This window comes from Bradyrhizobium sp. 186 (genome assembly GCF_023101685.1).
In the GTDB taxonomy this organism is placed as follows: Bacteria; Pseudomonadota; Alphaproteobacteria; order Rhizobiales; family Xanthobacteraceae; genus Bradyrhizobium.
Genome location: NZ_CP082164.1, coordinates 9,351,388 through 9,375,939, shown reverse-complemented (window position 1 = coordinate 9,375,939; position 24,552 = coordinate 9,351,388). Strand labels below are relative to the sequence as shown.

The window sequence follows — 24,552 nt, the reverse complement described above, 5'->3', positions numbered from 1 at the left end:
GGCGTTTTCCGAACCTGGAAAGTGGTGCGTGCTTTAGGCGGCGGCCTGCGAGCTCTCGATCACCTGCGCGCCTTGCGCACCGGTGTTGATCGCGATCTGGCGCGGCTTCTTGGCCTCGGGAATCTCGCGCACGAGGTCGACGTGGAGCAGGCCGTTCTCGAGCGAGGCATCCTTCACCTGCACGAAATCGGCAAGCTGGAAGGCGCGCTCGAAGGCACGCGCAGCGATGCCGCGGTAGAGCACTTCAGATTTGCTGTTCTCGTTGGCGACTTTCCCGCCCTTGATCGTCAGCGTGTTTTCCTTCGCGACGATGGAGAGCTCATCCTTGGCGAAGCCGGAGACTGCAACGGTGATGCGGTAGGCGTTCTCGCCGGTACGCTCGATGTTGTAAGGGGGATAGCCGGGGCTGCCGTCCGAGCTCGTCTGGTCGAGCAGGTTAAAGAGACGGTCGAAGCCGACGGTGGAACGGTAGAAGGGGGTCAGATCGTAGGTACGCATGGTCAAGTCCTCCATTGAGCGACTGTTTGGTAACCCGCCCGCCTATCGGGCCGGGCTTAGTCTGTGTGCAGCCTGATGTTCCGGTCCCGAAACACTGGTAGCGGCCTGCACCATGATGATATGGGTTTTGGGAAACTGCGTTCAAGAGGGCGGCACTCGCGCCTTTTCGGCGCTCCCGCCCCCTTGATTTCAGCACTTCCCGCCCATGACGTTGGTTTCGATCCCTTCCAACCCCGCGCCCGAAGACGTCGTCAGCGGCACCATCAAGACGCCCGATGGCGCCGAGCTGCGCTTTGCGCGCTGGGCGCCGCCGTCGAACCGCAAGGGGACCGTCTGCGTCTTCACCGGGCGCAGCGAGCAGATCGAGAAATATTTCGAGACGGTGCGCGATCTGCGCGACCGCGGCTTTGCGGTGGCAATGATCGACTGGCGCGGGCAGGGCCATTCCTCGCGCCGGCTGCGCGATCCGCGCAAGGGCTATGTGCGCGACTTCGCCGACTTCGAGATCGACGTCGAGACCTTCGTGCAGCAGGTGGTGCTGCCGGATTGCCCGCCGCCCTTCTTCGCACTCGCCCATTCCATGGGCGGCGCGGTGATGCTGCGGGTGGCGCATGCGGGAAAACGCTGGTTCGATCGCATGGTGCTGTCGGCGCCGATGATCGACCTGCCGGGCCGCGCCACCTCGTTTCCGGTACGCACGCTGCTCAAGACGATGCGCCTGATGGGGCAGGGCGGCCGCTACATTCCCGGCGGCAACGACCGCCTCACCGGGCTCGATCCCTTCATCAACAATCCCCTGACCAGCGACCCCGTGCGCTATGCGCGCAATGCCGCGATCCTGGAGGAGGATCCGACGCTCGGGCTGGCCTCACCGACGGTCGCCTGGGCCGATACCGCCTTCAGGGCGATGAACACCTTCAAGGGCATGAGCTACCCGTCCGAGATCCGCCAGCCGATCCTGATGCTGGCGGCGTCCAACGATAAGGTGGTCTCGACCGCGGCGATCGAGGAGTTCGCCTATCATCTGCGGGCCGGCTCTCACCTCGTCATCGCCGGCTCGAAGCACGAGATCCTCCAGGAGCAGGACCGCTACCGCGCCCAGTTCTGGGCCGCCTTCGACGCCTTCGTGCCGGGCACGCCGCTGTTCAAGTGAGAGGGCTGGCCGCGGCAGCTCACAGCGTCTTCAGATACTCGATCAAATCGTAGCGCTCTGCGTCGTCCTTGAAGCCGCGGCCGATGACGCCCGGACGCTTCTCCTCGCCCGGCTTCCGCTCGAAGGAATGGCCGGATGTGCTGTTGCCCTTGATCGGCTGCTCGTCGGTCCCCATTGTCGAGAATTGCGTTTCGCCCGTCTTGCAGGTCTCGCCCTCGGCAACGGCGAAGCCGACGTCCTTCGGATCGTAGTCACGACGGCCCATGCAGAATTTCTGCGGGCGCTCGTTCGCCGGCTTCAGCATCCAGTAGAGGGATGGCACGGAGCCGTTGTGAAGATAGGGCGCCGTGGCCCAAATGCCGTTCAGCGGACGCGCGCGATAGCGCGGTCCGCGCGCCGTATTGGGACAGTTCTTGCGCGAGAGATTCCATATCTCGGCCTGTTCGGCCTCAGAGACATTCTTGTCCGTCATCCACTTCCGGGCGACGAGATCGACCACGGTCATCAAGCCGAGCGCGTAGGACATTTCCGTCGCGGAGCTATCGGTCGACGTGTCGCATTTCCACCACGTCTTCAGGTCGCTCGTCTGCACGTTGAGATAGCCGGGAATCTGCAGTGTCCTGTTGCCCAGCACCAGGGACTGTTCGGGGTCCGTCCTGATCTCGTCGACGGGTATCGTCACCGCATCCAGCATCTTGCTGGTCCCGCTGGCCTGCCAATGCGACGAGGACCAGAAGGCCGGCTCGTTGAGGGACGGCAGATGGCATCCCGCGCACATCTCCGCGTAGATCGCGCGGCCCCGGTCGACCCGCTTGGAATCGAGCTTCCATGCGTCATCGGCAAAGTATTGCGACGGCCATTTCGGTGCCAGCAGCCCGCCGAACTTCTTGTCGGGGTCGGAGGTCTTGAAGGGATCCGGGCCCCGCAGCAGATCCTCGATCCAGCCAAGGGTCCGGATGTCGACCGACGACCGCCACAGCCTGTTCTCGGGATAAGCGTCGGACAGATTGAGCAGCGCCGTCACGCCCAACGCTTCGCCGGCGTTGCGGATCAGCGGCTGCTCGATCGAGGCATCGTACTGGGCGAATTTGAACCACGGCACGGTCCAGATCGGCGGATAGCTCACCGGCGCGTCCTGGGCATGCAGGTTCTTCTCGAATCCGCGGACGCCGCTCAGTGCAAAATCCTGCGCGAAGACCTGGTTTCCGATGCGATTGAGGGCATCGAGGCGGCCAAACCCTTCCTCCGTGTCCTTCTGCTGCTTGCCGTCCCAGGTCTTCTTGCTCTCGATCGTCTTCTCATAGCTCGTGGCCCAGCCGAGCAGGAACTTGCCGATGCCGCGCAGCTGTTGCTTGAGCGCCGCACGGTCGTCATCGCTCGCTTCAGGACCGAGCACGCGATCGGCAAAGCGCTTGAAGCGGAACGGCACGTACACGGTGTAGACGATGGATAGGCCGGTCGTGAGCTCGAGCTTCTTCAGGTCGGTCATCGCCGGGCCGCCATCGAAGCGGACGTCGACGCCCTTGTAGTGGATCTGGCCGGTGTGACAGGCGGCGCAGGTCAGGCCGATCTTGTCCTCTTCGCGGCGTCCCGTAGAGGGGTCGACGACGCCGGTCAACCGCGCAAAGCCGACCGGCAGGCCGTCGACATTCTCGGCTTTCGGCCACCCGGTCGACACGTCCGGCACCTGCGTCGTCTCATAGACATTGGCGTAGCCGAAGCGGCGTAGCGTCGCGGTGTCGGTGCCGATCGACTGCGGGCTCGGGATGAAGCCGAAGCGCTCGAGATAAGCGCTGTCCTTCAACATTCCCGGCTGCGAGAACAGGCGAAGCCGGGGCTGCTCCAACGCGGTGAACCAGTTGTATGGGACTGGAAACGTGGCCGTGCCCTGGCTGGTGTGATGGAACCAGTTCCGGTCCTGGAGCGACCAGTTCTGTTCGAGCCAATAGGCGGCCGTCGTCTCCTGGAGCTTGGGCAAAGGCGGCGGCAGTACCTGCGCCGCCTTTCCCGGTAGGACGGCCCTGACCTGATCGGGAAATTCGGCAACGGCAACATAAGTCACGAGACCGGCGGCGAGCAGCCACGCCGCAACCTTGAGGCCGCCCCGCACTGTGCGCTGGCAGGCCGACAGCACCGGCTGCGACAGCAGCCGCTGGTTGATGCGAGCAGGGAATTTCCGCTCATTGAACAGCGTGCGCACGTCGGCCACGCTGAGATAGCGGTCCTCGCCTTCGCCCTTTCCTATGATCTTCAGGAGGATGGGCCACTCGAATTTCATCAGCAGGGGGTCGTACCAGCGCGCGGCGCTGCCGGCGCGCTTGAGGTTGTCGCGCATGAAGACGTCGATTTCCGAGGCGTTGAGGCCGGGCTCGGTGCCGCCGTTCGGGTCGGCGTAATTTCGGCCGAAGTTCGCAAGGCGCGCGATCTCGTCCTCGTTGACCTTGCCGTCGACGCTGAGAATGCGCGAGCCGGCTCCGCGTTTGTCGAGGGGACCGCCGCGTAGCGCGTCGAGCTGCGCGCCCGACCACATGCTCTTGAGGATGTGACCGATACCGTTGGCGATGAGCGCCACCCAGCGGACCTGGACGCGGGCGAGAGCTTTCTTCAGTCCCTTCTCCCCGCTCGCATCCGCGATGGTCTGCGACAGCGTGCCGAGCGGCACAGTCCCGCCGGCGACAAAACCCTCGCCGACGAGGCCGCGCAGGAACGGACAGGGATTGTCCGGCGATACTTCGATCGATGGAACGAAGGGTTTCGAGGTGGGGTCATGCATGGCCCAAAATCCTGAAAACAGCGAATCGTGAAAAGCAGACACGCCGACAGAGCGCGGAAATTCCTAACAAACAGGCAGTGCGGACGCCGCGGACTATACTACTTCAGCGTGTGACAAAGTGTGGCTGAATTCACTGTGCTGTCAACAAAACCGACGTGTGATCGTCGCGCAGCCCCAGCTTGCCCTCAGGATTCGGCGGCGCGTTTGACGTTGCTCTGGACCAGGGTCAATTTGCCGAGCGGCACGCCTGCTTTCAGAAGGCCCTCGCGGTAATGGGCGATGTCCTCGGGCCGTTTCCAGTGAAAATTGCGCAAGTGGCGGTCGACATTCAGGGTCGGGTAGTTGCCCATGAGCACCCCGGTGGCCTCGTTCGCTTCGGCGGTCCGCCTCAATTGCGCCAGCGCCGCGGCGCGGATCGCCAAGGCCTGCAGGTGATTGGGATTGACGTAGAGCTGCTCGCGGGCCCACGACAGGGTCGCGTCATACTGCCCCAGGAGATAATGGCTGAACGCGTTCAGCGCCGCCCATTGGTAGCGCGGGTCGCTGTTGTCGCGCTGCGCGGCCATGGAAAACAGCTCGATCGCCTCCCGGTGCTCGCCGATGACGAAATGGCAGATGCCAAGCACGCCGCGCGCGCCCATGTCGTACGGATTAAGGGCGACCGCGCGCTTGGCGGCGTCCATCGCGGCCTCGTCATGCCCCTCCATGGCGTGAGCCCAGGACAGGATCGAGAACGCGAAGGAGGAGCGCGGGTCGAGCCGGACGCTGGTTTCGGCAAGGTTCATCGCCTCGGCCCACATCTGGCGCGTGCCCTTGACCCAGCCAAACTGGATGCTCTGGATCTGGATCGTGGCGAGATAGGCATGCGCGATCGACAGTTTGGGCTCGAGCCTGATCGCCTGCCGGAACAGCTCGACGGCGGCGTTCAGGTCCTCCTTGGTCTGCCGGTAGTAGTGGGACAGCCCCTTGAGGAAACGGTCCCAGGCGGTCACGTCGGTCGAGAGCCGCGCCGGCGCCGAGGCCTCGGCCCGGACGATCTCGGTGGCGATGGCGGCGGACAAGTTCGTGGTGATCTCGTCCTGCATCGCGAAGAAATCGCCGATGTCGCGGTCGTAGCGGCCGGTCCAGAGCTGCTCGCCGGTCTCCGGCGCGATCAGCTCGGCGGTGACGCGGATCTTGGCTCCGGCACGCCGCACCGAGCCCTGGATCAAATAGCTCGCGTCGATCTCGCGCGCGATCAGGCGGGTGCTTGTGTTCTTGCCCTTGAACGCGAAGGTCGAGTTGCGGCTCAGCACGCGATAGAATGATTGCAGCGACAGCGCGTGGATCAGGTCTTCGGTCAGGCCGTCGGAGAAATATTCGTCCTGGGCGTCGCTGAGATTGGCGAAGGGCAGCACGCCGACGATCGCGGTCCGGTACTGCTGCGAGAGGGCGGATGCCTCCTTCAGCGCGGGCGCAAGCGCCGGTGCGCCCTCGTGGATCCAGGTCCAGACGCCGACCGGGTCCTTGATGTTCTTGAAGCGATGATTGCCGGCATCGACGAGCGGCACGGTGAGATGCTTGCTCGCCTCCTTGTAGGCCTTGGCCGAGATGGCGAAGCCGCCGGGGCTCGCCACGGATTCGAGGCGGACGGCAATGTTGACATCGTCGCCGAACACCTCGTCCTCGTCGGCGATGACGTCGCCCATATGGATGCCGAGCCGGAACTGCATGGCGCGATCGGCGGGCAGATGATGGTTGCGCTCCGCCATCACCGTCTGCATCGCGATGGCGGCTTCGGTGGCGCCGACGATGCTGGGGAACTCCAGCAGGAATCCGTCGCCGGTGTTCTTCACGACGCGGCCGCCATGATTGAGGATGATGGGGTGGATCGCGCTGCGATGGGCCTTGAAGGCGGCATGGGTACCGGCCTCATCGCTGCCCATCATGCGCGAATAGCCGGCGACATCGGCGCAGACGATGGCAGCCAGGCGTCTTTCCATATCCTCGGATCTCCAAGGGATGGCGGACCGGCCACGGCGTGGCAGTTGCCTCGAATCCCGCAATTTGAGAACCCTGCCTTTATAGAGCAGATGAGGCCGAGCGAAAGTATGATCCGCATTGCAAATTCGAGGTAAATTCTACGCAATCGCGGCGGTGGACGGTGCGGGCCGAACCGATTAAGCCGAATCCCTCGAGACCGCCCGATCGGGCGGCGGGGGACCTCACATGCTGGGCATTCACGAACTCTGGCTCTTCGTCCTGTCGGGCGTGCTGCTTAATGTGACGCCGGGGCCGGATACCGTCTACATCATCGGCCGCAGCATGCAGATGGGCTGGCGAGGCGGGGCCGCCGCCGCGCTCGGCATCAGTTGCGGCTGCTTTTTCCACGTCGCGGGCGCGGCGATCGGCCTTTCGGCGCTGCTGATGGCCTCATCCACCGCATTCTCGATCCTGAAGCTGGTCGGCGCGGCTTATCTTCTGTTCACCGGCCTCCAGATGCTGTGGTCGCGGCCCACGCTCGCCGCACCCGTGACCGGCGAGGACGACCGCAGCTCGCTGCGGCGCGTTTTCCTCCAGGGCGTCTTCACCAACGCACTCAATCCCAAGGTGGCGCTGTTCTTCCTGGCCTTCCTGCCGCAATTCGTCGCAGCCGATGCGCCGCACAAGCCGCTCGCCTTCCTGACGCTGGGCCTGATCTTCATTTGCACGGGAACGCTGTGGTGCCTGGTGCTGGCGGCGTTTGCGGCGAAGGCCGCCCACCGGCTCCGGCAGTCCGAGGGCGTGATCGCCTGGATCAACCGTACCCTCGGCGGCCTCTTCATCTATCTCGGCATCCGCGTCGCCATGCTGGAGACGCGGTAACTTCTTTTACGCAAACTCCTTCAGCAGCGCGCTGCCGGCCAGATAGAGGCCGAGCAGGACCATCGCGATCAGGAACCAGTGGCGAAACGCCTCGGCCGGCATCCGCGCCCGCACCGACTGGCCGATGAACATGCCGGCAAAGGCGCAGGCCATGGCGATGGCGCCGGGCATGGCGTTGGCCGGGGTCATCAAGCCGCCCGCCGTGAGGTTGAAGGCCAGCGCCAGCGTTGCCACTGTGAAGAACACGCCGAGCGCCTGCACCAGCTCGTCCTTCTCCATCCCGATCGCCTGCATGAACGGCATCGAGGGGATCACCTGCACGCCGGTCGAAGCCGAGATCACGCCGGTAACGACGCCGACCACGCCGCCGACCCATTTCTCGTTCTTCGGCGCGACGCGGAACTGGAACTTGTTCAGCCCGATCGCGGCGTAGATGACGAGCAGGACGCCGAGCACGATCGTGCCGTAGCGCGCATGGGGACCAGTGAGCGCGCCGGCGTTGAGCCAGCATCCGATCACGGTGCCGATCATCAGCGGCCACAGCCGCTTGAGGATGTCGCGCAGATAGGGGCCGACAAAGGTCTGCCAGATATTGGTGACGATGGCGGGCACGATCACGATAGCGATCGCGCGGCTCGGGGCCATGCTCACCGCGAGCAGGCCCATAGAGACGGTCGGCAGGCCGAGCCCGACCACGCCCTTGACGAATCCGGCGATCAGGAAGACGGCGGCGATGACGATGAGGAGCGGGTCGATCATGCCGCCACATTGACCGAAGCCGCGTGCCGGCACAATCTGGAGGTTACGGAGACTGCCTTCGCCTTGGACGAAGGCTAAGCGGAGGAAGCCTCCCATGCGCTTCGATCTCGTCGATCTCCAGCTCTTCATTGCGGTGGCTGACCAGCGCAGCATCACCCGCGGCGCCGAGCGGTCGCACCTGGCGCTGGCCTCGGCGAGCGCACGCATCAAGGGGCTCGAGGATGCGCTCGGCGTCGCGCTGCTCAAGCGCGGGCGCCGCGGCGTGGAGTTGACCGCGGCGGGCGAGAGCCTGCTCGATCACGCCCGCCTCGTGATCCACCAGATCGACGCCATGCGCGGCGATCTGGCGGGCTTTGCCAGCGGCGTGCGGGCAAGCGTGCACTTCCTCGCCAACACCTCAGGCCTGTCGGAGCATCTGCCGAAGGCGCTCGCGGGCTTCCTGCGCGAGCATCGCGACGTCGCCATCGACATCGAGGAGCGCGAGAGCACCGACATTGCCGCCGCGATCACCGCCGGCGCCGCCGACCTCGGCTTCGCCGCCGAGCACGCGCTGCCCGACCATATCGAGCGGTTTCCCTTCAGCGAGGACCGCCTGACGCTGGTAACGTCGCGGCGCGGCCCGTTCGCCGGTCGCCGCCAGATCGATTTCCAGGAGGCGGGTGATTGCGAGTTCGTCGGGCTGACCAGCGCCACCGCGCTTCAGGTCCACATTTCCAAGCATGCCGCGCGGCTCGGCATGCGCCCACATTTCCGCGCCCGCCTGCGCGACTTCGACGCGATCTGCCAGATGGTCGCCGCCGATGTCGGCGTTGCGCTGGTGCCCGAAGCCGCCGCCCGCCGCTGCGCCAAGCTGATGCCGCTCGCCATGGTCCGCCTGCGCGACGCCTGGGCCAACCGCAGGCTCGTGATCTGCGCGCGCAGCTTCAAGACGCTGCCGCGGCCGGCGAAGATGCTTGTGGAGCATCTGCGCGCAGCGGCGATGTGAGGGGTGCCGCAGTGATGTGGGCTCGCAGTGTGGCCGCGATCCCCGCTCTGCTCCCTCCCCCCTTGCGGGGGAGGGCGTGGAAGGGGGGTAGCCCAGGAAAAGGTGCGTGTTTAGTAGGCTAACAAGCGCTCGCGCGAATCGAGACAGTCCCCGTGTGGCACCCCCCTCCCTAACCCTCCCCCGCAAGGGGGGAGGGAACGCACTTTTGTCGTGGCGGCGTTCCTGATTCCGTTCGCTACTTCGCCGTCTCCACGCCGGCGTCCTTGATCACCTTCGCCCATTTCGCGGTCTCGTCCGCGATGAACTGCCGAAAATGCTCCGGCGTGTCGCCGATCAGCGTTGCGCCTTGCGCCGCGAGCTTCTCTTTCACCGCCGGATCCGCCATCGCCTGCGTCGCGAGACGATGCAGCGCCGTGACGATCTCTGTCGGTGTGCCCTTGGGCGCCACCATGCCGTACCAGTTCTCGATGCGGAGGTCCGGAAAGCCGGCTTCCGCCGTGGTCGGCACATCAGGCGCAGTCGGTGCGCGTTCCGCCGAGCCGACCGCGACGGCGCGCAAGGAGCCTGCCTTGATCTGCGGCAGCAGCACCGGGAGGTCGAGGAAGGTCATCTGCACCTGCTGGCCCAGAAGATCGTTCACCGCAGGCGCGGCGCCGCGATAGTGCACATGCACGATGTCGATCTTCGCCGTCAGCTTGAACAATTCGCCGGCGAGATGCGGCAGGCTGCCGGGGCCGGAGGAGGCGAAGTTGAGCTTTCCGGGCTGCGCCTTCGCCAACGCAATCAATTCGCCGATGTCCTTTGCGGGCACGTTGGTCGCGACCACCAGCATTTCCGGCACGGTCGCAACCAGCGTCACCGGCGTCAGGTCGGACAGCGTGTCGTAGGCGACCCTCTCCATGCTCGGGCTGATCGCGAGCGCGCCGGCACTGGAGATCGCGATGGTGTAGCCGTCGGACGGGGCCTTTGCGACCGCATCCGTGCCGAGCACGCCGCCCTGGCCGCCGCGATTGTCAATCAGCACCGGCTGACCGGCGAGTTCGGACATGCGCTGGCCGATCACCCGCGCGATGATGTCGTTGGGGCCGCCGGCTGGGAACGGCACCACCAGACGGATCGGCTTGGCCGGAAAATTCTGCGCCGACGCGAGCGCCGGAAACAGCAACAGGGTCGCGAGGACGAACTTGCGCCAGTTTTTCATCCAAGCTCCCTTTGTCGCCTATCCGTTGAGCAGCTTCAGCGCTTCTTCGTGAACCCGCGCATCGCCGGCGGCGACGATGCGGCCGCCACCCTGGGCCGGCTTGCCTTCCCAGGTGGTGACGACGCCACCGGCACCGGTCACGATCGGGATCAGCGCTGCGATGTCATAGGGCTTCAGCTCGGTCTCGACCACGAGATCGACGTGACCTGCCGCCAGCATGCAATAGGAGTAGCAGTCGCCGCCATAGCGCGACAGCCGCGCGCCCTTCTCGATGCGGCCGAAAATGGTGCGATCGCGCTCGTTCATCAGCAGCGGGCTGGTGGTGTAGGTCGTGGCCTCCGACAGCGAGGCGCAGCGGCGGACCTGGAGCCGGCGCTCGCCGGAGGGGCCCTTATAATTGGACGAGCCGTTGTCGCCGGAGAAGCGCTCGCCGATGAAGGGCTGATGCATCATGCCGAACACCGGCGCGCCCTTGTGCAGCAACGCAATCAGCGTGCCCCAGATCGGAAAGCCGCCGATGAAGGATTTTGTGCCGTCGATGGGGTCGAGCACCCAGACATAGTCCGAATCCTCGCGCTCGTTGCCGAATTCCTCGCCGACGATGCCGTGCTGGGGGAAGTTGGCCTTGATCAGCCGCCGCATCACCGCTTCCGCGGCGCGGTCGGCCTCGGTCACGGGATCGAAATCCTTGGTCTTGCTCTTGTCGTCGATCGAGAGCGAGGTGCGGAAGAACGGCAGGATAGTTTCGCCGGAAGCGGTGGCGAGCCGTCCGATGAAGGCTGAGAAGTCGATCACCGTCACGGCACATCCTCGAAACGAAAGTCGGGTGAAGCTCGCATCTGCCTATCTCAATTCGCCTGTGGCGGGCAGCGGTGTCTTGATTTGCACCCTGGTATTTTGGATGCCGCGCCTCGCTGCCTCAAACAAATCATAGGTTGGCCAAATATCGATCATTGAGTTGAATACTTAGTTCCGAACATGCCTTGTTCGTATGCAAATGACTATCAAGCCATTGAAATTCCTTATTAAAAGAACTGAATCTGGGTTTCTCTGGAAGCAACCGAGCCATGTGTGTTTTGCATGGGAAACGGCTCAAAAGCCCTTGCACTTTGTGCGTCGCGGCCGCATATTGTTGCGGTGCGGTAGCGCTTTGCGTTACCGCTGCCCTCCTTGGGCGTTTCCTCCCTAGACTTGGGCCGCTTGTTCATAACAAGCGGCCCTTTTTTCTTGGGCCTGCTGTTTTCATTTTCGCGCGCGCAACGGTGCGAAGCGAAACATGCTCGCGCCAGATGCGCGCGCGATCTGATCACAAAGAAAAGCGAGCGCTATTCCGCCGCGGCCTGGAACGGGCCGAGATCGCCGAACGGGATCGTGGTTGCCAGCACGTCGGCGAGCGCCGCGAAGTCGGAGGCCACCTGCGCAAAGCGCGGGCTGCGCTCGCGCCGCCGCTCGTCCATGTAGATCCCGCGGTTGAGCTCGAGCTGCACCGCGTGCAGGCCGCTCGCCGGATTTCCGTAATGCTCGGTGATGAACCCGCCGGCATAGGGCTTGTTGCGGCCGATCGAATAGCCGAGCCTGCTCAGGGTGTCCTCGACCCGGTCCGGCAAGAGCGGCGTGCAGCTTGTGCCGTAGCGGTCGCCAATCACGATGTCGGGCCGCCGCGGCTCGTCGCGGGAGACGCCGACCGAGGGCATCGAGTGACAGTCGACCAGCACCACGGTGCCAAACATCTGGTGCACCTTGTTGATCAGCCGGCGCAGCGCGCGGTGGTAGGGCTTGTAGAGCGTCTCGATCCGCCCCAGCGCGTCGTCGACCAGAATGCGCTCGCGATAGATCTCCTGGCCGTCGCCGACCACGCGCGGGATGGTGCCGAGCCCGCCCGCCACCCGCATCGAACGGGTATTGGCGAAGCTCGGCAGGCGTCCGAAGAACATCCGCGGGTCGAGCTCATAGGGCTCGCGATTGACGTCGACATAGGAGCGGGGAAAGTTGACCCGCACGGTCGGAAAGCCGCGATCGCTGAGATGGCCGATCAGCTCGTCCATAAAGGAATCTTCCGACCGCCGCAGCGTCGGCAGGTCGATCCGCGAGGCCAGCAGGAATTCGTCGGGGTAGGTCGAGCCGGAATGGGGCGAGTTGAAGATGACCGGCGCGCGCCATTCGGCGGGCTCCACGATCTCGAAGGCTGGCGACATGTCGCCGTCAAACCGGGTCATCTTCTCAGGCTTCGTCCCTTCGCGCCGCAAGATCCGGAAAGATCCGGCAAGGTCCGGATCGAATCGATTCGGCCGGTCGAGCGGCTCTTATGTGCCCTCATTGTCCGGAATCGCAACCAGTCTGCCAAGCGAAAAGATGTGATCGGCGCTGGAACGTATCTTAACCCTGCGGGGATGGAGCGGGTTCTCTCCGAGCGGCTCGATTGCTTCCAGCCGCATTCCGGTTCACAAGGGGCGCCCGCGCAGCTCGCCAAGGGTCTCGCTCAGGGTAAAGATTTTCACCCGAAATTTACCCTCTGTCGGGCTTAGTGACCTCTGCTGATGTGCTTTGAGGATTCGACGTTCCTGCCATGCCAAAGATCCTGCTCGCCGAAGACGACAACGACATGCGCCGTTTCCTGGTCAAGGCGCTGGAAAACGCCGGTTTTCAGGTCTCGTCCCATGACAATGGCATGGCCGCCTATCAGCGGCTGCGGGAAGAGCCGTTCGAGATGCTCCTGACCGACATCGTGATGCCGGAGATGGACGGCATCGAGCTCGCCCGCCGGGCCTCGGAACTCGATCCCGACATCAAGATCATGTTCATCACCGGCTTCGCCGCGGTGGCGCTGAACTCGGATTCGGACGCCCCCAAGAACGCCAAGGTGCTGTCGAAACCTGTGCACCTGCGCGAATTGGTGAGCGAAGTGAACAAGATGCTGGCGGCCTAAATCGGCCAGCGTCTGTCCTTGCGCCGGCTCCACTGAGCCGTTATAGGGACCCCACCCGATCTAGACGACCTCTAGGGCACGTAGCTCAGCGGGAGAGCACTACCTTGACATGGTAGGGGTCACAGGTTCGATCCCTGTCGTGCCCACCATCCTTCGCTCGCGAAGCGAGAGAAGGATGCCGCGCCGAAGCCGAACAGGCGCAGGCGGGCTTTTCGCCCCCAGCTAAGGCGGCTATTTCAGTTCCGTGTTTGCGACCGGCAGGATGGAGGCGACGTGCCAGCCGCTCGCATCTTCAACGTATGTCTGGCTGATCAGAAACGTATTTTGTTGGGGTGGCTTGCCCGGAAGACCTCGCGTGAAAACGATGGGGACGAGGATCTGTATGACCTCGTTCGAGATCACAGCGACACGGAATTGCGACATGTCGGGTTCAAGATGCCAAGTGCCCTCGTAATACGCCTTGAAGCGGTCGGCGACCGCATCACGGCCTCTCGTATCGATGCCTCTCGCAAACAAGAGCGTGCTGGGCGAATTCCAGAGCATGGCCCTCACATTGTCCGCGTTATGCGCATTCTGTGCGGCAATGAATTTTTCGAAGATGGTTCGCGCCTCGGCATCATTTGCGGCAGCCAGCGCGCGTCCACCTGACGAGAACGTCACGGCGAGAAACAGCGCCGCGGCAATTGCCGCAAGATGACGACCTCGTGCAAATGATTGTGGCTTGACGGAGTCCGGAGACATCTCGGGTCGGATCATGTTCACCTCTCGTTGTTTCAGCGCTGGGGTTTGACCGGCGCATTGTCGGAATTCGGATGGCACTCACGAGCCGGGTTCTCGGGAAGCCGGCGGAGTATTGGATGATGCTCATAATAACACTATTCGCTCCGCCGACTTTTCAGGATCGCGCGATCGGCGGTCACCGCTGCATCACATATGCGTTGGGCCAGGCGATGCTGGATGCCGCGGGATCCTCAGGCAACCCTCTCGCAATCGGGTGCGACCGCCCGGAACAGCCCGGCGCCATCGGGCATTGATGCGTCATGTCCAAGGGGGTGCCTACGCCGAATTCTACCAGGCGCTGGGCGAGCCGGAGCTCGGCTTTCTCTTGGTCTGCACCGCGGACTTCGCGACCGCGGAAGGGTTCGGCCCCGACGTCGAGCTCACGCGAACGCAGACCATCATGCAGGGCGCCTCCCATTGCGACTTCCGCTATCGCCGCGATCCGGGCGCGGCGCGATGAAGGGGAGGTGGGTCATGCGGGCAATTTGTCTTGCAAGCGCGATGTCGACACTGATCGGCTCGACAGCTCACGCAGGGATCATCGACTGGCCGGCCGAGCTCCAGCACTGCCACGCGCTGCGCGAGAATATCGCGCCGCTGCTCCAGGCCGGCGAGGGTATATCCGCGGCGCGCAAGAAAATCCCCGGTGCGGAGCCGCGGTAGCGTGCCGGTTACATACTCCGTCATTGCGAGCGGAGCGAAGCAATCCAGGAATGTATCCGCGGATTCTGGATTGCTTCGCTCCGCTCGCAATGACGATGATGAAGCAGTTGCTCGCAGCGCCGGGCGAGGTCATCCGACCAGATACTTCGCGACAGCCGCCTCATCCCATGCGATGCCGTTGCCGGGCTCCTCGCTCGGCAGCGCAAAACCGTCCTTGATCTTCAACCGCGTCGCCAGCACCGCGTCGGCCCAGTCGACATATTCCAGCCAATGCGCGGTCGGCGTCACGCACAGCAAATGCGCGCTGACTTCCGAGAACAGATGCGTCGACATCTCGATGCCGGCGGCGTGCGCCAGCGAGGCCGCGCGCAGCCAGCCGGTGACGCCGCCGATGCGCTGCACGTCCGGCATGACGTAATCGCAGGCCTCTGCCGAAAGCGCGGATTCCATCGCGAAGGCGCTGTCAAAATTCTCGCCGATCTGGACCGGCGTGCGGAGCGCGTCCGCAATGCGGGCGCAGCCGGCGTAGTCGTCATGGCGGATCGGCTCCTCGATCCACAGCAGCCCCTCGTCGTCGAGCATCTCGCCGCGGCGAATGGCCTCGGTCACCGTCAGCGCTTGATTGTAGTCGCACATCAGCGTGACCTGGTCGCCGACGGCCTTTCGCACCGCGCGCACGACGGCGAGGTCTTCCCGCGCGTCGAGCCGACCGACGCGGATCTTTGCAGCCTGAAAACCCTCGGCCAGCAGCTTGTGCGCCTCATCGACCGCGGCCGCCGCCGGCATGATGCCAAGCCCCTTCGAATTGTAGGCCTTGACCGGCTTCGGTGCGCCGCCGAGCAGGCGCGCCAGCGGCAGGCCTCTGCTGCGCGCCAGCGCGTCCCACGCCGCCATGTCGATGCCGGATTGCGCCAGTCGCTGGAGGCCGGCCAAACCCAACAGCGTGAAGCGCTGGGTCAGCTTGCGCTCGATCTCGAACGGCAGCAGCTCGTCGCATGCGAGCAGCTCCGACATTTCCGTGACCATCGCCGTCAGCGGCTTCAAGGCCGACGGCGTGATCGAGAACAGATAGGCATGTCCCCGTGCGCCCTGGTCGGTCTCGCAGTCGATCAGCACCAGCGCCGCCTTGGCGACCGCGCCGGTCGAGGTTTGGAGCGGCAGGTTCATCGGCACGATCACGGGGCGCGCGGCGAAGCGCTTGATGCGGATGGTTTCGGTCATTCGGAGGATCTCCCGGCGGAGCTGATGCAGTCTGCGCCGATCTTAAACATTCGACATGAAACGAAAAAGCCGATTTCTGCGACGACCATGGATTGGCGTTGGAAGAGCTCTGTGCGGCCGTATATCGACCCGGCGGTCGTGAAGTCCGGCGATACGGCACGGGTGCGCTCGCTGCTGGAAAGCGCGCTGGCTTCGCTCAAGCGGAGATGAGGCGTGTCATCGCTTCGCGCCTTCGCTGAATGCGGTTTCGATCACCTCGCCGAATGGTTGCCAGGAGCGGCCGTCAAACTGGACGAGCCGCATCTGCTTGATCGGCAGATAGCTGTCTGGCGAGGTATTCATCCTGATGCTGGGCAACGCAACGGGGGGCTGATGATCCCTGAGCGAAGCCGCCTGACGCATGATGTTCTCGCGCGATAGGTCGTCGCCGCATTGTTTCAGCACTCGCGTCAGCGCCTCGGCCACGGCGTAGCCATAGAGCGCAGCGCTGTTGTTCGTGCTTTCTACGTGATGGTACTTGTCCATGAAGGCGAACCAGTCCTTCATTGCAGGATCGTCTTTCCATGCGGGATCGCTCGGATCCTTCAGAAAGGCCGCCGAGATCACGCCGGCCGAATTCTCCAATCCTGCGGGCGCCATCGCATTGGCGATCGAGGCGGAGGCATCGTTCACGATGAAGACCGGGCGCCATTTGAGTGCCGCCGCCAGCTTGATCACCTTGGCCGCCGTCGACGGCACCCCGAGAAAGACGAAAATATCGGCGCCGGCGCGCTTGAGGATCGAGACGTGCCCTTCGAGATGTTCATCGGCGATGTCGAAGGCGATATCGACGAGGACAAGACGGTTCAGATCGCCAAGACCTTCCTCGATGCCCTTGAAGAGCACGCGCCCGAACTGATCGTTCTGCCAGAGCACCACGATCTTGCGATGCGGATAATAGGCCTGGATGTAGTTGGCGTAGATGCGCCCCTCGGCCTTGAACGAGGGTTGCCAGCCCATGGTCCAGGGAAACGCCTTGGCCTGGCTCAGCTCCTCGTCGCCGGAGGCGACGAAAAGCTGCGGGATTTTCTTCTCATTCAGATACCGGCGCGTGGCGAGATTGCCGGGCGTGCCGAACGATCCGAACATCAACAGCACGTCGTCCTTCTCGACCAGATTGCGGGTCAGCTCCAGCGCCGTCGTCGGGTCGGAATTGTCGTCGCGCGTGATGAAACGGACCTTGCGCCCGTTGATGCCGCCACGATCGTTGATCATATCGAAATAGGCGGCCTCCGCCTTGCCGATCGCGCCGAATTCCGAAAGCGGTCCCGAATACGGCATCACATTGCCGATGCGGATTTCCTTGTCGCCAGCGGATTGCTCTGCATGTTGCTGGGACATCGCCCCCAGCGACGCCAACGCGACCACGAAAACGAGCAGCACCCTGCCGACGATGCGCATGTCCGACACCTTGATGTTGGCCCCACATGGAGGTCGGCTCAATCGGTCAAGCCCGCTTGATCTAGGTCAAGCGTTTGTCAATCCTGTGGCTTGACGGCTCGTTTCGAAGCAGCGCACCTGTCATCCTCGAAAGGAAATGGCAGGCGTGCTGACGCGCTGACTGTGGCGGGCCGCTAGGGCAGCCCGCGGACTTTGAACTCTAGCTCGACCCGGCGGTCGTGAAGTCCGGCGATACGGCACGGGTGCGCTCGCTGCTGGAAAGCGCGCTGGCCTTGCTGAAACCGGCGTGAGGACGCGTGCGCATCCGCGCTCTTTTCGATTGAGAGAGTGTGCCGCGTGGCACCGCCCTCCTTGGCACCGCGGGGAGGATTTATCGATTGGTCGTGGTCATCCTTGCAACAAGATCACCGAATGGCCCGTAGGACTGGCGGGCAGGATCGCCGTACAGTCCGCCAATTTTCTGTGTCTCCATAACGAACGTCTCGTAGGCCGCCTTGGCGAACTCGGGTTTTTTATCGGCGAGTTTGGTTCGGCAATCGTCTAATGAAAAATGAATCGATCTGTGATAGATCACGTTTGGGATAGCGGACCTTAATTTGGGTGGTGGTCAAAATTGACCAGGGGTATCAGACATCAGAGGTCCATGATGGTCCATCACCGCCCACCATTGGCATCCTCAGTAACTGAGAGCATCGCGCTCCCGCCGGATCCAGGCGAGCCTCATGACCATTCAGCGACCACCTTGTCCCAAATGCCAGACAACGACGATGCTGGCGCGCATCACGCCCGGTCCCGCCGGTTTTGACATTCGTACCTTCGAATGTCCCGCTTGCGATTTCATCCATCAGATCGCGGTCGAGTTGGTGGACCCGATGAAATCAGCTGATACCTTGGCTTGGTTTCAGGGCGAATTGCGGGCGCCTGCGTAGGACGCGCACTTAACGCTGCGCGGTATCAGGACCGCCGCTTTCGAGCGTCGAATCGAAACGCGTTTGATTTTGCATGATACGCCTGACAGCTATCGCCAGGAGCCGCATTGGGTCGATAGAGGCACAGGTCTGTGCTACCGTTCAGCCGATGCGTTGACGAGGTGCAGCTTGGTCGCGGGCGAAGCCGGCGGCATTGCCTTCTCAAAATCTGCGAGAATGCTGGCGCCGAGCTCCGAGGCGGGGATCGGCCGGCCGAAGAAGAAGCCCTGGACCTGATCACCGTCGGCCGTGTCGAGAAAAGCCGCCTGGTTGGCGGTCTCGACGCCTTCGACCGTCACTCGCATGTGCAACTCGCGTCCGAGCGCGATGATCGCTTTCACCACCGTCCCGACCTGGCAATGGGAGCCGTCGAGGCCCTGCATGAAGGTTCGATCGATCTTGATCTTGTCGAACGGAAAGCGCCACAGATAGCTGAGACTCGAATAGCCAGCCCCGAAATCGTCCATCACGATGGCCACGCCCATCGCCTTGAGCGTCCGGAGCTGCGCCATGATCGTTTCGGTGTTGCCGAGCAGCAGGCTTTCAGTGATCTCCAGTTCGAGCCGGTGCGCCGCGAGTCCCGCCTCTTTCAGTGCGGCGGCGACGATGTCGCTGATGGTGCCCGCCGCGAACTGCGCGGGTGACAGGTTCACTGCAACGGTCAGGTGCGCCGGCCAGGTCGCGGCGGTGCGGCATGCCTCCCGCAACACCCACGCCCCGATCTTGTCGATAAGCCGTAAGTCCTCGGCGACGGGAATGAAGGTCAATGGCGGAATGAGCGTTCCGTCCGCCGCGGGCATCCGGATCAGCGCCTCGAAGCCGGCAAGGTGGCGCTGAGATATTTCGAAGAGCGGCTGGTAATGCAATTCGAAGCGATCATTAAGTACCGCCTCGCGAATCGTCCTCTCGAGCTCGATGCGCGCTTGTAGCTCAGTATCCATCTCGGGCAGGAAAAACCGGATGCAGTTTCGGCCGGCTGCCTTGGCCGCGTACAGCGCGAGGTCGGCACTCTTGAGCAACCGCTCAGGGGTGGTGTCTTCCTCCGTCGCCAGCGCCACGCCGATGCTGGCGGTGGTGAGGATCTCGTGCTGCGTGAATTTCACGGTCGCATTTGCGGCGGCGGCAAGATGGCGCGCAAACGACTCGGCCTGAGCTTTGCCGGCGATGCCGCTCTGCACGACGACGAATTCGTCGCCGCCGAGCCGGGCCACCACGTCGTCGATCCTGACCGCTGCGCGCAGACGCTCGGCGATGGACTTTAGCAGAAAGTCGCCGCCGTCGTGACCAAGCGTATCGTTGACCTCCTTGAAGCGGTCGACGTCGATGAAGTGCACGGCAAGGCTGCCGCCCCGGATCGGCAGGCGAGCGATGGCTCTCTCCAGTTTTTCGATCAGATGGGGGCGGTTGGTCAGCCCGGTCAACGCGTCGTGGTGGGCGAGGAAGCGGATGCGTCGGTCCGCCTGTTTCACCTTTGTTTCGCGATACCAGGCAATTGCGGGAATGGAGAAGGCGAGACCCGAGAGCAGGCAAAGGAATACTGCCGCGGTCAGGAACGTATTGTGGACATTCTTGCGTTGCTCGGTTTCGTCCACGTAGGCCGCAACGACCGCGGTGAGGCGACCATCGGTCTGGACCGGGACATAGGCAAGCGCGAAGAATGCCGGTCGGTCGGGCGAATTGCCCTCCCTGACGTCGACGATCGGTTGACCGTCAACGACTGATCGCGCCGCATCGGGGCTGTACTCGGACAAGTCGACGAGCGCGATCTTTTCGCGGGTCGAAACGAGCTGGGAATAACCATTGCGGTTGAAGATCTCGTAGTGAAAGACCTCACCGGAATGTCGCGCCGACAGGAAGAACGCTATGCTTGCGGCGGAAGGCTGCTCGCCGCCGGCGATTTGCTCGAGATCGGAGACGCTGGCGGCCAGGAACCACGCCCAGCTGCGAGCGGTGGACGTCGCATCTTGACGGAGAAGGTGATCGGTCGTGATCTTCAGGGTCATCCCGGTACCCGTCAATAGAATGGCGAGCGCGGCGACGATGGTGACGATGTTTCGCTGAGGCCAGATGCTGGCGAGCGACGGCATCCGCGGCTACCGGGTCGATCGCATTTTCGTGAGCTCGTTCCGGACCGTTTTCAGCAGCTCGGCATTGCGCTCACTTTTCGAGGCCCAATCATTGGCAATGGCTGCGAATACGGCATTTGCCGCATCGAGGTCCGACGGCGATGGCATGATCACCTGGCGCTTCGGATCGGACTTCAGTTCCCGCATAATGCTGTTTTCTGCAGCTTCGTAGGTATCCATGAAGCGCGCGGCAGCCCACTCACCACTGTATTTGAGGATGATCGCCTGCGCGGATTTCGGCAGTCCGTTGAATGTTTTCCGGTTCATCAAAACCATCAGCGGCGCGCCGCTGATTCCAAGAAGGTAATGATAAGTCGCAACGCGTTTGACGCCATAATCGACCAATGGAGACGGTGGCACGAGCGCGCCGTCGATGCGGCCGTTGCCGATGGCTTCTGAGATCTTGGTGACCTGCAGAAACACGGGCTGCGCTCCGAGTTTTTCCAGCGCGGCGGCTTCGCCCGGATTGTTGACGCGAATTCTCTTGCCCTTCAAATCATTCAGCGACGTGATCGGGATCTTGCTGTGTATCGTCTCCGGTTCGGTGACGTAGGCGCCGATCACGGTGTAGTCATCGTATCCTTGCAATGCGTTGGAGGCCACGAGCCGGTTGAACACAGCAACGGACTCCCGCATGCTCGTAAACAGACCAGGCATCTCGATGATTGCATTATCTGCGAACCGGTTGCGCGTCAGTCCCGTCACCACGTAGGCGATGTCGGCCGCACCATCGAGCACGAGCTGGGGCTGCTCAGCCGGATCCTTGCCAAGCACGCCGCTGAAATAGGTCTCGATGTCGATCAGGCCTCTTGCCTCGGCGTTGACCGCGTCGACGAATGGTTTGACCGCGGCGAGATAACTCGTCGAGCGGTCGGAGCTGGGGAAGGCCAATTTGAGCTTGACCGGTTCGGCGGCCGACGCCGAAATCAACACAAAAGAGATCACCGCGCATCGTGCCAGCAACTTAAGCATCGGTTTTCCGATCGTGGCGGCGGCGCGTCACACAGTTGTGCGAGACGCCGATTTCCTCTGATCTTTAGCGAACTCCCATAGATAGAAACGCTATAGATAACTCTCATAAATAGAAAATAGCGACCCGACCGGCGATCAAATCGCGCATCGTGGTTGAGGCGTGCTAACGCCAGCGAGACAATTGTCTGAGAGGCGCCAATGCGACTTGGCTCACTTCAGCGGCTCGTGCCCGCGAGGCAATGGCGCGAAACTCGAGGCTCGCCTTGTCAGAGGCTGACGGCCCGAGGCCATACTAGGGGCGAAAGGCGATACTGCAAGAGACTGATCAAATTTGCACAGACACCGGGGGATCAGCTCGCAATACTGCGTCAGATCATCATTCCCTTCCTTCGCGACTATAAGACTTATGTCCTGAACGGTGGCGATGCGCCCACGAAACTGATCATGCGCTATCGGAAAGGGTCTTCATTCCCTCCCCCACAAGAAGCGGTAGGGAACGCACCTTTGGTGCGGTGACGTCATTCCAATTGTTCGCGCGCTGGTGAAGAGGGCGACGTGTTGCCCGCGCACTCCACTCTGCTCCCTGCCTCCTTGTGGGGGAGGGGGATAACCCAGCAAAAGGTGCGATTTAGTTGGCGCACACTGCCGGCGACACGCCGCTACGGCAGTCCGCGCGCCTCGAGCTGGTGCACCAGCAGCAGCGTCGGCTCGGCGAGGCTGTCGCCGGAGCCGTCGAGCCCGAACGCGGCGGCGATGCCGTCGCGGCTGCGCAGGAGCGCGGTGCGCGGGCAATGGCCGGCGCCGCAGAGCGTCTTGTTCAAGGTCTCGCCCTGTGCCACGAGGCTTGCGGGATCGCCCGCGGCCCAGGCCAGCACGATCGTCGCGTCGACATTGAGAATGCCGGGGAAGACCGACCGCTTGTCATATTGGCTGGCGTCTGTGCCGAGATAGGCCTTCTCGCTGTCGCTGGCGTCCTTGCCGACGCGGTAGATCCCCGACACCAGCACGACCGCGGCGACATCGGCGCGGTCGGCCTGGAGCTCGGGATGCGCCAGCAGGCTGGCGACATGGAAGGCACCGGCGCCATAGCCGACCGCAACGATCTCGCGGGCGTCGCCGTTGAACAGATCGATATTCCCGTGAACCCAGGACAGCGCCGCCGCGACGTCGGTCGCGCCCATCGGCCAGGTCGCCGCCGGCGCGAGGCGATAGTTCACGCGCACGCCGATCATGTCGTTGCGCGCGGCAAAGCACATCGCCTGGTCCTGGATTTGCCGCGACAGGTCCGGCGCCGCATGGTCGCCGGTGAAGGTGTCGCCCACCACGAACAGCAGTACCGGCCGCGGCGTCTCCGCCTTGGTCGTGCTGGTGGCGACATCGAGCACATTGGCCTCGCTCTCACCATAGCGCAGGCCCCGCGAGAAGCTGACCTGGTCGCACAGCCGTGCGGTGCCGCCGGCGGTCGTGTCGGTATCGGTGAGGCCCACCCGGACAAGATCGGAGGGCACCGCCAGCCGCGCCGGCAACGGGCCGTGCGCAGAGGCCGTTGTCATGGTCAGAACAAGGAAAAATGCGAGATAATTCTTCATCATATCGGTGCCGGCCTTGCGCGCCTCATATTGGTGCGCTCGTTTGGCCTGTCTTTTCAATTCGCCTTATTAGTCCGTCTTGAGGCGATTTCACGGCACCTTTGGTTCGCCATAGAAGCTCGGCTTAATTTCCTGGCTGGAACGTGCATTCCGCCCCGCTGCCGTCCTTCCGGCGGATGGCGTTGGGGTCGATCGTGCAGCTCAGCCTGGTCAGGCTCTCGAAATTCGATCCCGCCGCGCCGTCCGGCGGAATGCCGGCCAACGCCTCGGTCGCGAATATCTCGTTGGCCGTGGAGCCGTTCACGGTCTTGACCTTCTTGCCGAAGCTGACCTCGCAGTTGCGCAATGTGATGTCGACATTGCCGGTGCGGCAGACGATCCTGTCCGCGCTCACCACGATCACTTTCTTGTAGGGCACGTCGCTGTTGGCGGCGAACAGCATCGCCACCGCCTTCTTCTCGGCGCCCGACAGCTCCGGTGACATTGGCGCGATCACGCCCGCGAGCGCCAGCGCCGTGGCACCCGAGACTTTTCCGGGCGTGGCGTCGGAAGCGGCGGCGACGTGGGAGGCGCCGGCAATAACGAGGGCAGAGACGATGCGGGCGGGTGTTGTGAATTTCATGCCTGTCTCTCCCCAATCACGGCTTCGACGCCGCGAGCGGTGCCGAACCTATGACAGAACTGCCGGTTTTGGCAGAGCCATATGCTCCGGCCTGTCTGCCGATGGCCCGGATGACCGCGGCGGCGGCGGCCGTGCCGGACTGGAGCGCACCTTCCATGTAGCCGAAATAGGCGAAGCAGGTGTGCTCGCCGGCAAAGAACAGGCGATTCTGGAAGCCCTTGTAGAGTAACGGACCGGCCCGGCAGACCTCGCCGGGCGCGGGACAGGAATAGCCGCCGGCGGTCCATTCGTCGCGCGGCCAGGCCATGAACTCGGGCTCACCGGCCAGATGCGCGACATAGCCCTTGTAGACGCCGCCGATCCGCTCCGCATAGAACGCATCGACATCCCTCTGGTCGCCCGGTCGGTAGTGCTTGAGCGCTTCCTTGGCGACGTCGGCGCCGGCAAACAGGCTTCTTCTTGCTGAAAACCCGGCCGCCGAAGCGGTCGCGGGCCTCGAACAGCGTGATGTTGCAATGCCCGACAAGCTCGGACGCTGCCATCAGGCCGGCGAAGCCGCCGCCGATGATCGCGACTTTCGGACGCCGTCGCGCCAGCGCGAGGCGCGCGGCGGGTGAGGGGACCGAGGGGGAGGCGGGTTGACGGTCGAGCTTGTCCTGGACCCGACGTTGACGCTCCACGCCCGAAATCTTGGGCCCGTAACGCCGGTGCAGTCGCGCAAAAAGCGAACGCATCGAAAATGCCTTTCAAAAATGTCATGCGGCAGGCAGCCGTGCGCGGGCGCAACTCTTGAATTTCTTCGACCAGTAGCGGACCTCGTAGGCCCAAGTCCGCAAACCGCGCAACGGTTGCGCGGCGCGGCTGTTTTGCCCCAACGCGTCAAACGGTTGCGCAGCGCGACCCAGGTCTCATGCCGGCAAGGTCATTCTACTGTGCATGGGGTTGTTTTCGAGTTTTTTTGTCGGGGCTGCGAACGAACAGGCTTCGTCATTCCGCGGCAACTCATCCCGGTGCGCGGTTGCTCGCATTTCC

At 63.4% G+C, this 24,552-nt stretch carries 24 protein-coding genes, 1 tRNA gene and 1 pseudogene; 10 read left to right on the top strand and 16 right to left on the bottom strand.

Going from position 1 to position 24,552, the window contains the following annotated elements:
• Nucleotides 1-33 precede the first annotated feature (33 nt).
• A complete protein-coding gene (locus IVB18_RS44680; protein WP_247986433.1) occupies nucleotides 34-498 on the bottom strand; it encodes an Hsp20 family protein in 465 nt (154 codons plus the stop codon).
• A 205-nt stretch (nucleotides 499-703) separates the two neighbouring features.
• Between IVB18_RS44680 and IVB18_RS44675 the strand changes: the two genes are divergently transcribed.
• The gene (locus tag IVB18_RS44675) at nucleotides 704-1,651 is read left to right on the top strand and encodes an alpha/beta hydrolase (RefSeq protein WP_247986432.1); all 948 of its coding nucleotides are present in this window, start codon (nucleotides 704-706) and stop codon (nucleotides 1,649-1,651) included.
• Nucleotides 1,652-1,670: 19 nt separating this feature from the next.
• On the opposite strand, the gene IVB18_RS44670 is transcribed toward IVB18_RS44675, so the two are convergent.
• Nucleotides 1,671-4,424 carry a di-heme-cytochrome C peroxidase gene (locus IVB18_RS44670; protein WP_247986431.1) on the bottom strand — a complete coding sequence of 918 codons (2,754 nt, stop codon included), beginning with the start codon at nucleotides 4,422-4,424 and terminating at the stop codon, nucleotides 1,671-1,673.
• Between the two features lie 185 nt (nucleotides 4,425-4,609).
• The gene (locus IVB18_RS44665) at nucleotides 4,610-6,406 is read right to left on the bottom strand and encodes an adenylate/guanylate cyclase domain-containing protein (protein WP_247986430.1); all 1,797 of its coding nucleotides are present in this window, start codon (nucleotides 6,404-6,406) and stop codon (nucleotides 4,610-4,612) included.
• A 226-nt stretch (nucleotides 6,407-6,632) separates the two neighbouring features.
• Here IVB18_RS44665 and IVB18_RS44660 point away from each other — a divergent pair, with 226 nt between their 5' ends.
• Nucleotides 6,633-7,268 carry a LysE family translocator gene (locus IVB18_RS44660; protein ID WP_247986429.1) on the top strand — a complete coding sequence of 212 codons (636 nt, stop codon included), beginning with the start codon at nucleotides 6,633-6,635 and terminating at the stop codon, nucleotides 7,266-7,268.
• Nucleotides 7,269-7,274: 6 nt separating this feature from the next.
• On the opposite strand, the gene IVB18_RS44655 is transcribed toward IVB18_RS44660, so the two are convergent.
• A complete protein-coding gene (locus IVB18_RS44655) occupies nucleotides 7,275-8,027 on the bottom strand; it encodes a sulfite exporter TauE/SafE family protein (RefSeq protein ID WP_247986428.1) in 753 nt (250 codons plus the stop codon).
• A 94-nt stretch (nucleotides 8,028-8,121) separates the two neighbouring features.
• On the opposite strand from IVB18_RS44655, the gene IVB18_RS44650 reads away from it, so the two are divergent.
• Nucleotides 8,122-9,012: a LysR substrate-binding domain-containing protein gene (locus IVB18_RS44650; RefSeq protein WP_247986427.1), complete on the top strand. Its 891-nt coding sequence runs from the start codon at nucleotides 8,122-8,124 to the stop codon at nucleotides 9,010-9,012.
• Nucleotides 9,013-9,247: 235 nt separating this feature from the next.
• Here IVB18_RS44650 and IVB18_RS44645 read toward each other — a convergent pair whose 3' ends face one another.
• The 3 genes from IVB18_RS44645 to IVB18_RS44635 form a co-directional block, all read right to left on the bottom strand.
• A complete protein-coding gene (locus IVB18_RS44645) occupies nucleotides 9,248-10,213 on the bottom strand; it encodes a tripartite tricarboxylate transporter substrate binding protein (protein WP_247986426.1) in 966 nt (321 codons plus the stop codon).
• 18 nt (nucleotides 10,214-10,231) lie between these two features.
• A complete protein-coding gene (gene hisN / locus IVB18_RS44640) occupies nucleotides 10,232-11,014 on the bottom strand; it encodes a histidinol-phosphatase (RefSeq protein ID WP_247986425.1) in 783 nt (260 codons plus the stop codon).
• Nucleotides 11,015-11,538: 524 nt separating this feature from the next.
• Nucleotides 11,539-12,429 carry an N-formylglutamate amidohydrolase gene (locus IVB18_RS44635; RefSeq protein WP_247986424.1) on the bottom strand — a complete coding sequence of 297 codons (891 nt, stop codon included), beginning with the start codon at nucleotides 12,427-12,429 and terminating at the stop codon, nucleotides 11,539-11,541.
• Between the two features lie 350 nt (nucleotides 12,430-12,779).
• Here IVB18_RS44635 and IVB18_RS44630 point away from each other — a divergent pair, with 350 nt between their 5' ends.
• Both IVB18_RS44630 and IVB18_RS44625 read left to right on the top strand, forming a co-directional pair.
• Nucleotides 12,780-13,139 carry a response regulator gene (locus IVB18_RS44630; RefSeq protein WP_007597092.1) on the top strand — a complete coding sequence of 120 codons (360 nt, stop codon included), beginning with the start codon at nucleotides 12,780-12,782 and terminating at the stop codon, nucleotides 13,137-13,139.
• 74 nt (nucleotides 13,140-13,213) lie between these two features.
• Nucleotides 13,214-13,288, top strand: a tRNA-Val gene (locus tag IVB18_RS44625).
• Between the two features lie 82 nt (nucleotides 13,289-13,370).
• On the opposite strand, the gene IVB18_RS44620 is transcribed toward IVB18_RS44625, so the two are convergent.
• Nucleotides 13,371-13,895, bottom strand: coding sequence for a DUF4440 domain-containing protein (locus IVB18_RS44620; RefSeq protein WP_247986423.1), 525 nt, complete (start codon nucleotides 13,893-13,895; stop codon nucleotides 13,371-13,373).
• A 298-nt stretch (nucleotides 13,896-14,193) separates the two neighbouring features.
• Here IVB18_RS44620 and IVB18_RS44615 point away from each other — a divergent pair.
• A pseudogene (locus tag IVB18_RS44615) lies at nucleotides 14,194-14,379 on the top strand (L-2-amino-thiazoline-4-carboxylic acid hydrolase); the annotation flags it as partial.
• Between the two features lie 14 nt (nucleotides 14,380-14,393).
• Nucleotides 14,394-14,582, top strand: coding sequence for a hypothetical protein (locus IVB18_RS44610; RefSeq protein WP_247991970.1), 189 nt, complete (start codon nucleotides 14,394-14,396; stop codon nucleotides 14,580-14,582).
• A 129-nt stretch (nucleotides 14,583-14,711) separates the two neighbouring features.
• Here IVB18_RS44610 and IVB18_RS44605 read toward each other — a convergent pair whose 3' ends face one another.
• Nucleotides 14,712-15,803, bottom strand: coding sequence for an enolase C-terminal domain-like protein (locus IVB18_RS44605; protein ID WP_247986422.1), 1,092 nt, complete (start codon nucleotides 15,801-15,803; stop codon nucleotides 14,712-14,714).
• A gap of 24 nt (nucleotides 15,804-15,827) precedes the next feature.
• Between IVB18_RS44605 and IVB18_RS44600 the strand changes: the two genes are divergently transcribed.
• Nucleotides 15,828-16,013, top strand: a complete 186-nt coding sequence (locus IVB18_RS44600; protein ID WP_247986421.1) for a hypothetical protein — start codon at nucleotides 15,828-15,830, stop codon at nucleotides 16,011-16,013.
• 6 nt (nucleotides 16,014-16,019) lie between these two features.
• On the opposite strand, the gene IVB18_RS44595 is transcribed toward IVB18_RS44600, so the two are convergent.
• A complete protein-coding gene (locus tag IVB18_RS44595) occupies nucleotides 16,020-17,243 on the bottom strand; it encodes an ABC transporter substrate-binding protein (RefSeq protein ID WP_247986420.1) in 1,224 nt (407 codons plus the stop codon).
• Between the two features lie 722 nt (nucleotides 17,244-17,965).
• Here IVB18_RS44595 and IVB18_RS44590 point away from each other — a divergent pair.
• Nucleotides 17,966-18,172 (top strand): response regulator, encoded by a 207-nt coding sequence (locus tag IVB18_RS44590; RefSeq protein WP_247986419.1) that lies wholly within the window; start codon nucleotides 17,966-17,968, stop codon nucleotides 18,170-18,172.
• A 134-nt stretch (nucleotides 18,173-18,306) separates the two neighbouring features.
• Here the strand turns inward: IVB18_RS44590 and IVB18_RS44585 are convergent, their stop codons facing one another.
• Complete coding sequence (locus IVB18_RS44585) at nucleotides 18,307-20,298, bottom strand: EAL domain-containing protein (RefSeq protein WP_247986418.1); 1,992 nt, start codon at nucleotides 20,296-20,298, stop codon at nucleotides 18,307-18,309.
• Between the two features lie 6 nt (nucleotides 20,299-20,304).
• On the bottom strand, nucleotides 20,305-21,270 hold the full coding sequence (gene dctP, locus IVB18_RS44580) for a TRAP transporter substrate-binding protein DctP (RefSeq protein WP_247991880.1): 966 nt from the start codon (nucleotides 21,268-21,270) through the stop codon (nucleotides 20,305-20,307).
• On the opposite strand from dctP, the gene IVB18_RS44575 reads away from it, so the two are divergent.
• The gene (locus IVB18_RS44575) at nucleotides 21,230-21,370 is read left to right on the top strand and encodes a hypothetical protein (RefSeq protein ID WP_247991969.1); all 141 of its coding nucleotides are present in this window, start codon (nucleotides 21,230-21,232) and stop codon (nucleotides 21,368-21,370) included. The genes dctP and IVB18_RS44575 overlap by 41 nt on opposite strands.
• Nucleotides 21,371-21,968: 598 nt before the next feature.
• On the opposite strand, the gene IVB18_RS44570 is transcribed toward IVB18_RS44575, so the two are convergent.
• The 4 genes from IVB18_RS44570 to IVB18_RS44555 form a co-directional block, all read right to left on the bottom strand.
• Complete coding sequence (locus tag IVB18_RS44570; RefSeq protein ID WP_346732686.1) at nucleotides 21,969-22,898, bottom strand: carboxylesterase family protein; 930 nt, start codon at nucleotides 22,896-22,898, stop codon at nucleotides 21,969-21,971.
• Nucleotides 22,899-23,022: 124 nt separating this feature from the next.
• On the bottom strand, nucleotides 23,023-23,520 hold the full coding sequence (locus tag IVB18_RS44565; protein ID WP_247986416.1) for a hypothetical protein: 498 nt from the start codon (nucleotides 23,518-23,520) through the stop codon (nucleotides 23,023-23,025).
• Between the two features lie 16 nt (nucleotides 23,521-23,536).
• Entirely contained in the window at nucleotides 23,537-23,827 is a 291-nt protein-coding gene (locus tag IVB18_RS44560) for an FAD-dependent oxidoreductase (RefSeq protein WP_247986415.1), read from the bottom strand.
• A gap of 10 nt (nucleotides 23,828-23,837) precedes the next feature.
• A complete protein-coding gene (locus IVB18_RS44555; protein ID WP_247991879.1) occupies nucleotides 23,838-24,062 on the bottom strand; it encodes an FAD-dependent oxidoreductase in 225 nt (74 codons plus the stop codon).
• Nucleotides 24,063-24,552: the final 490 nt, after the last annotated feature.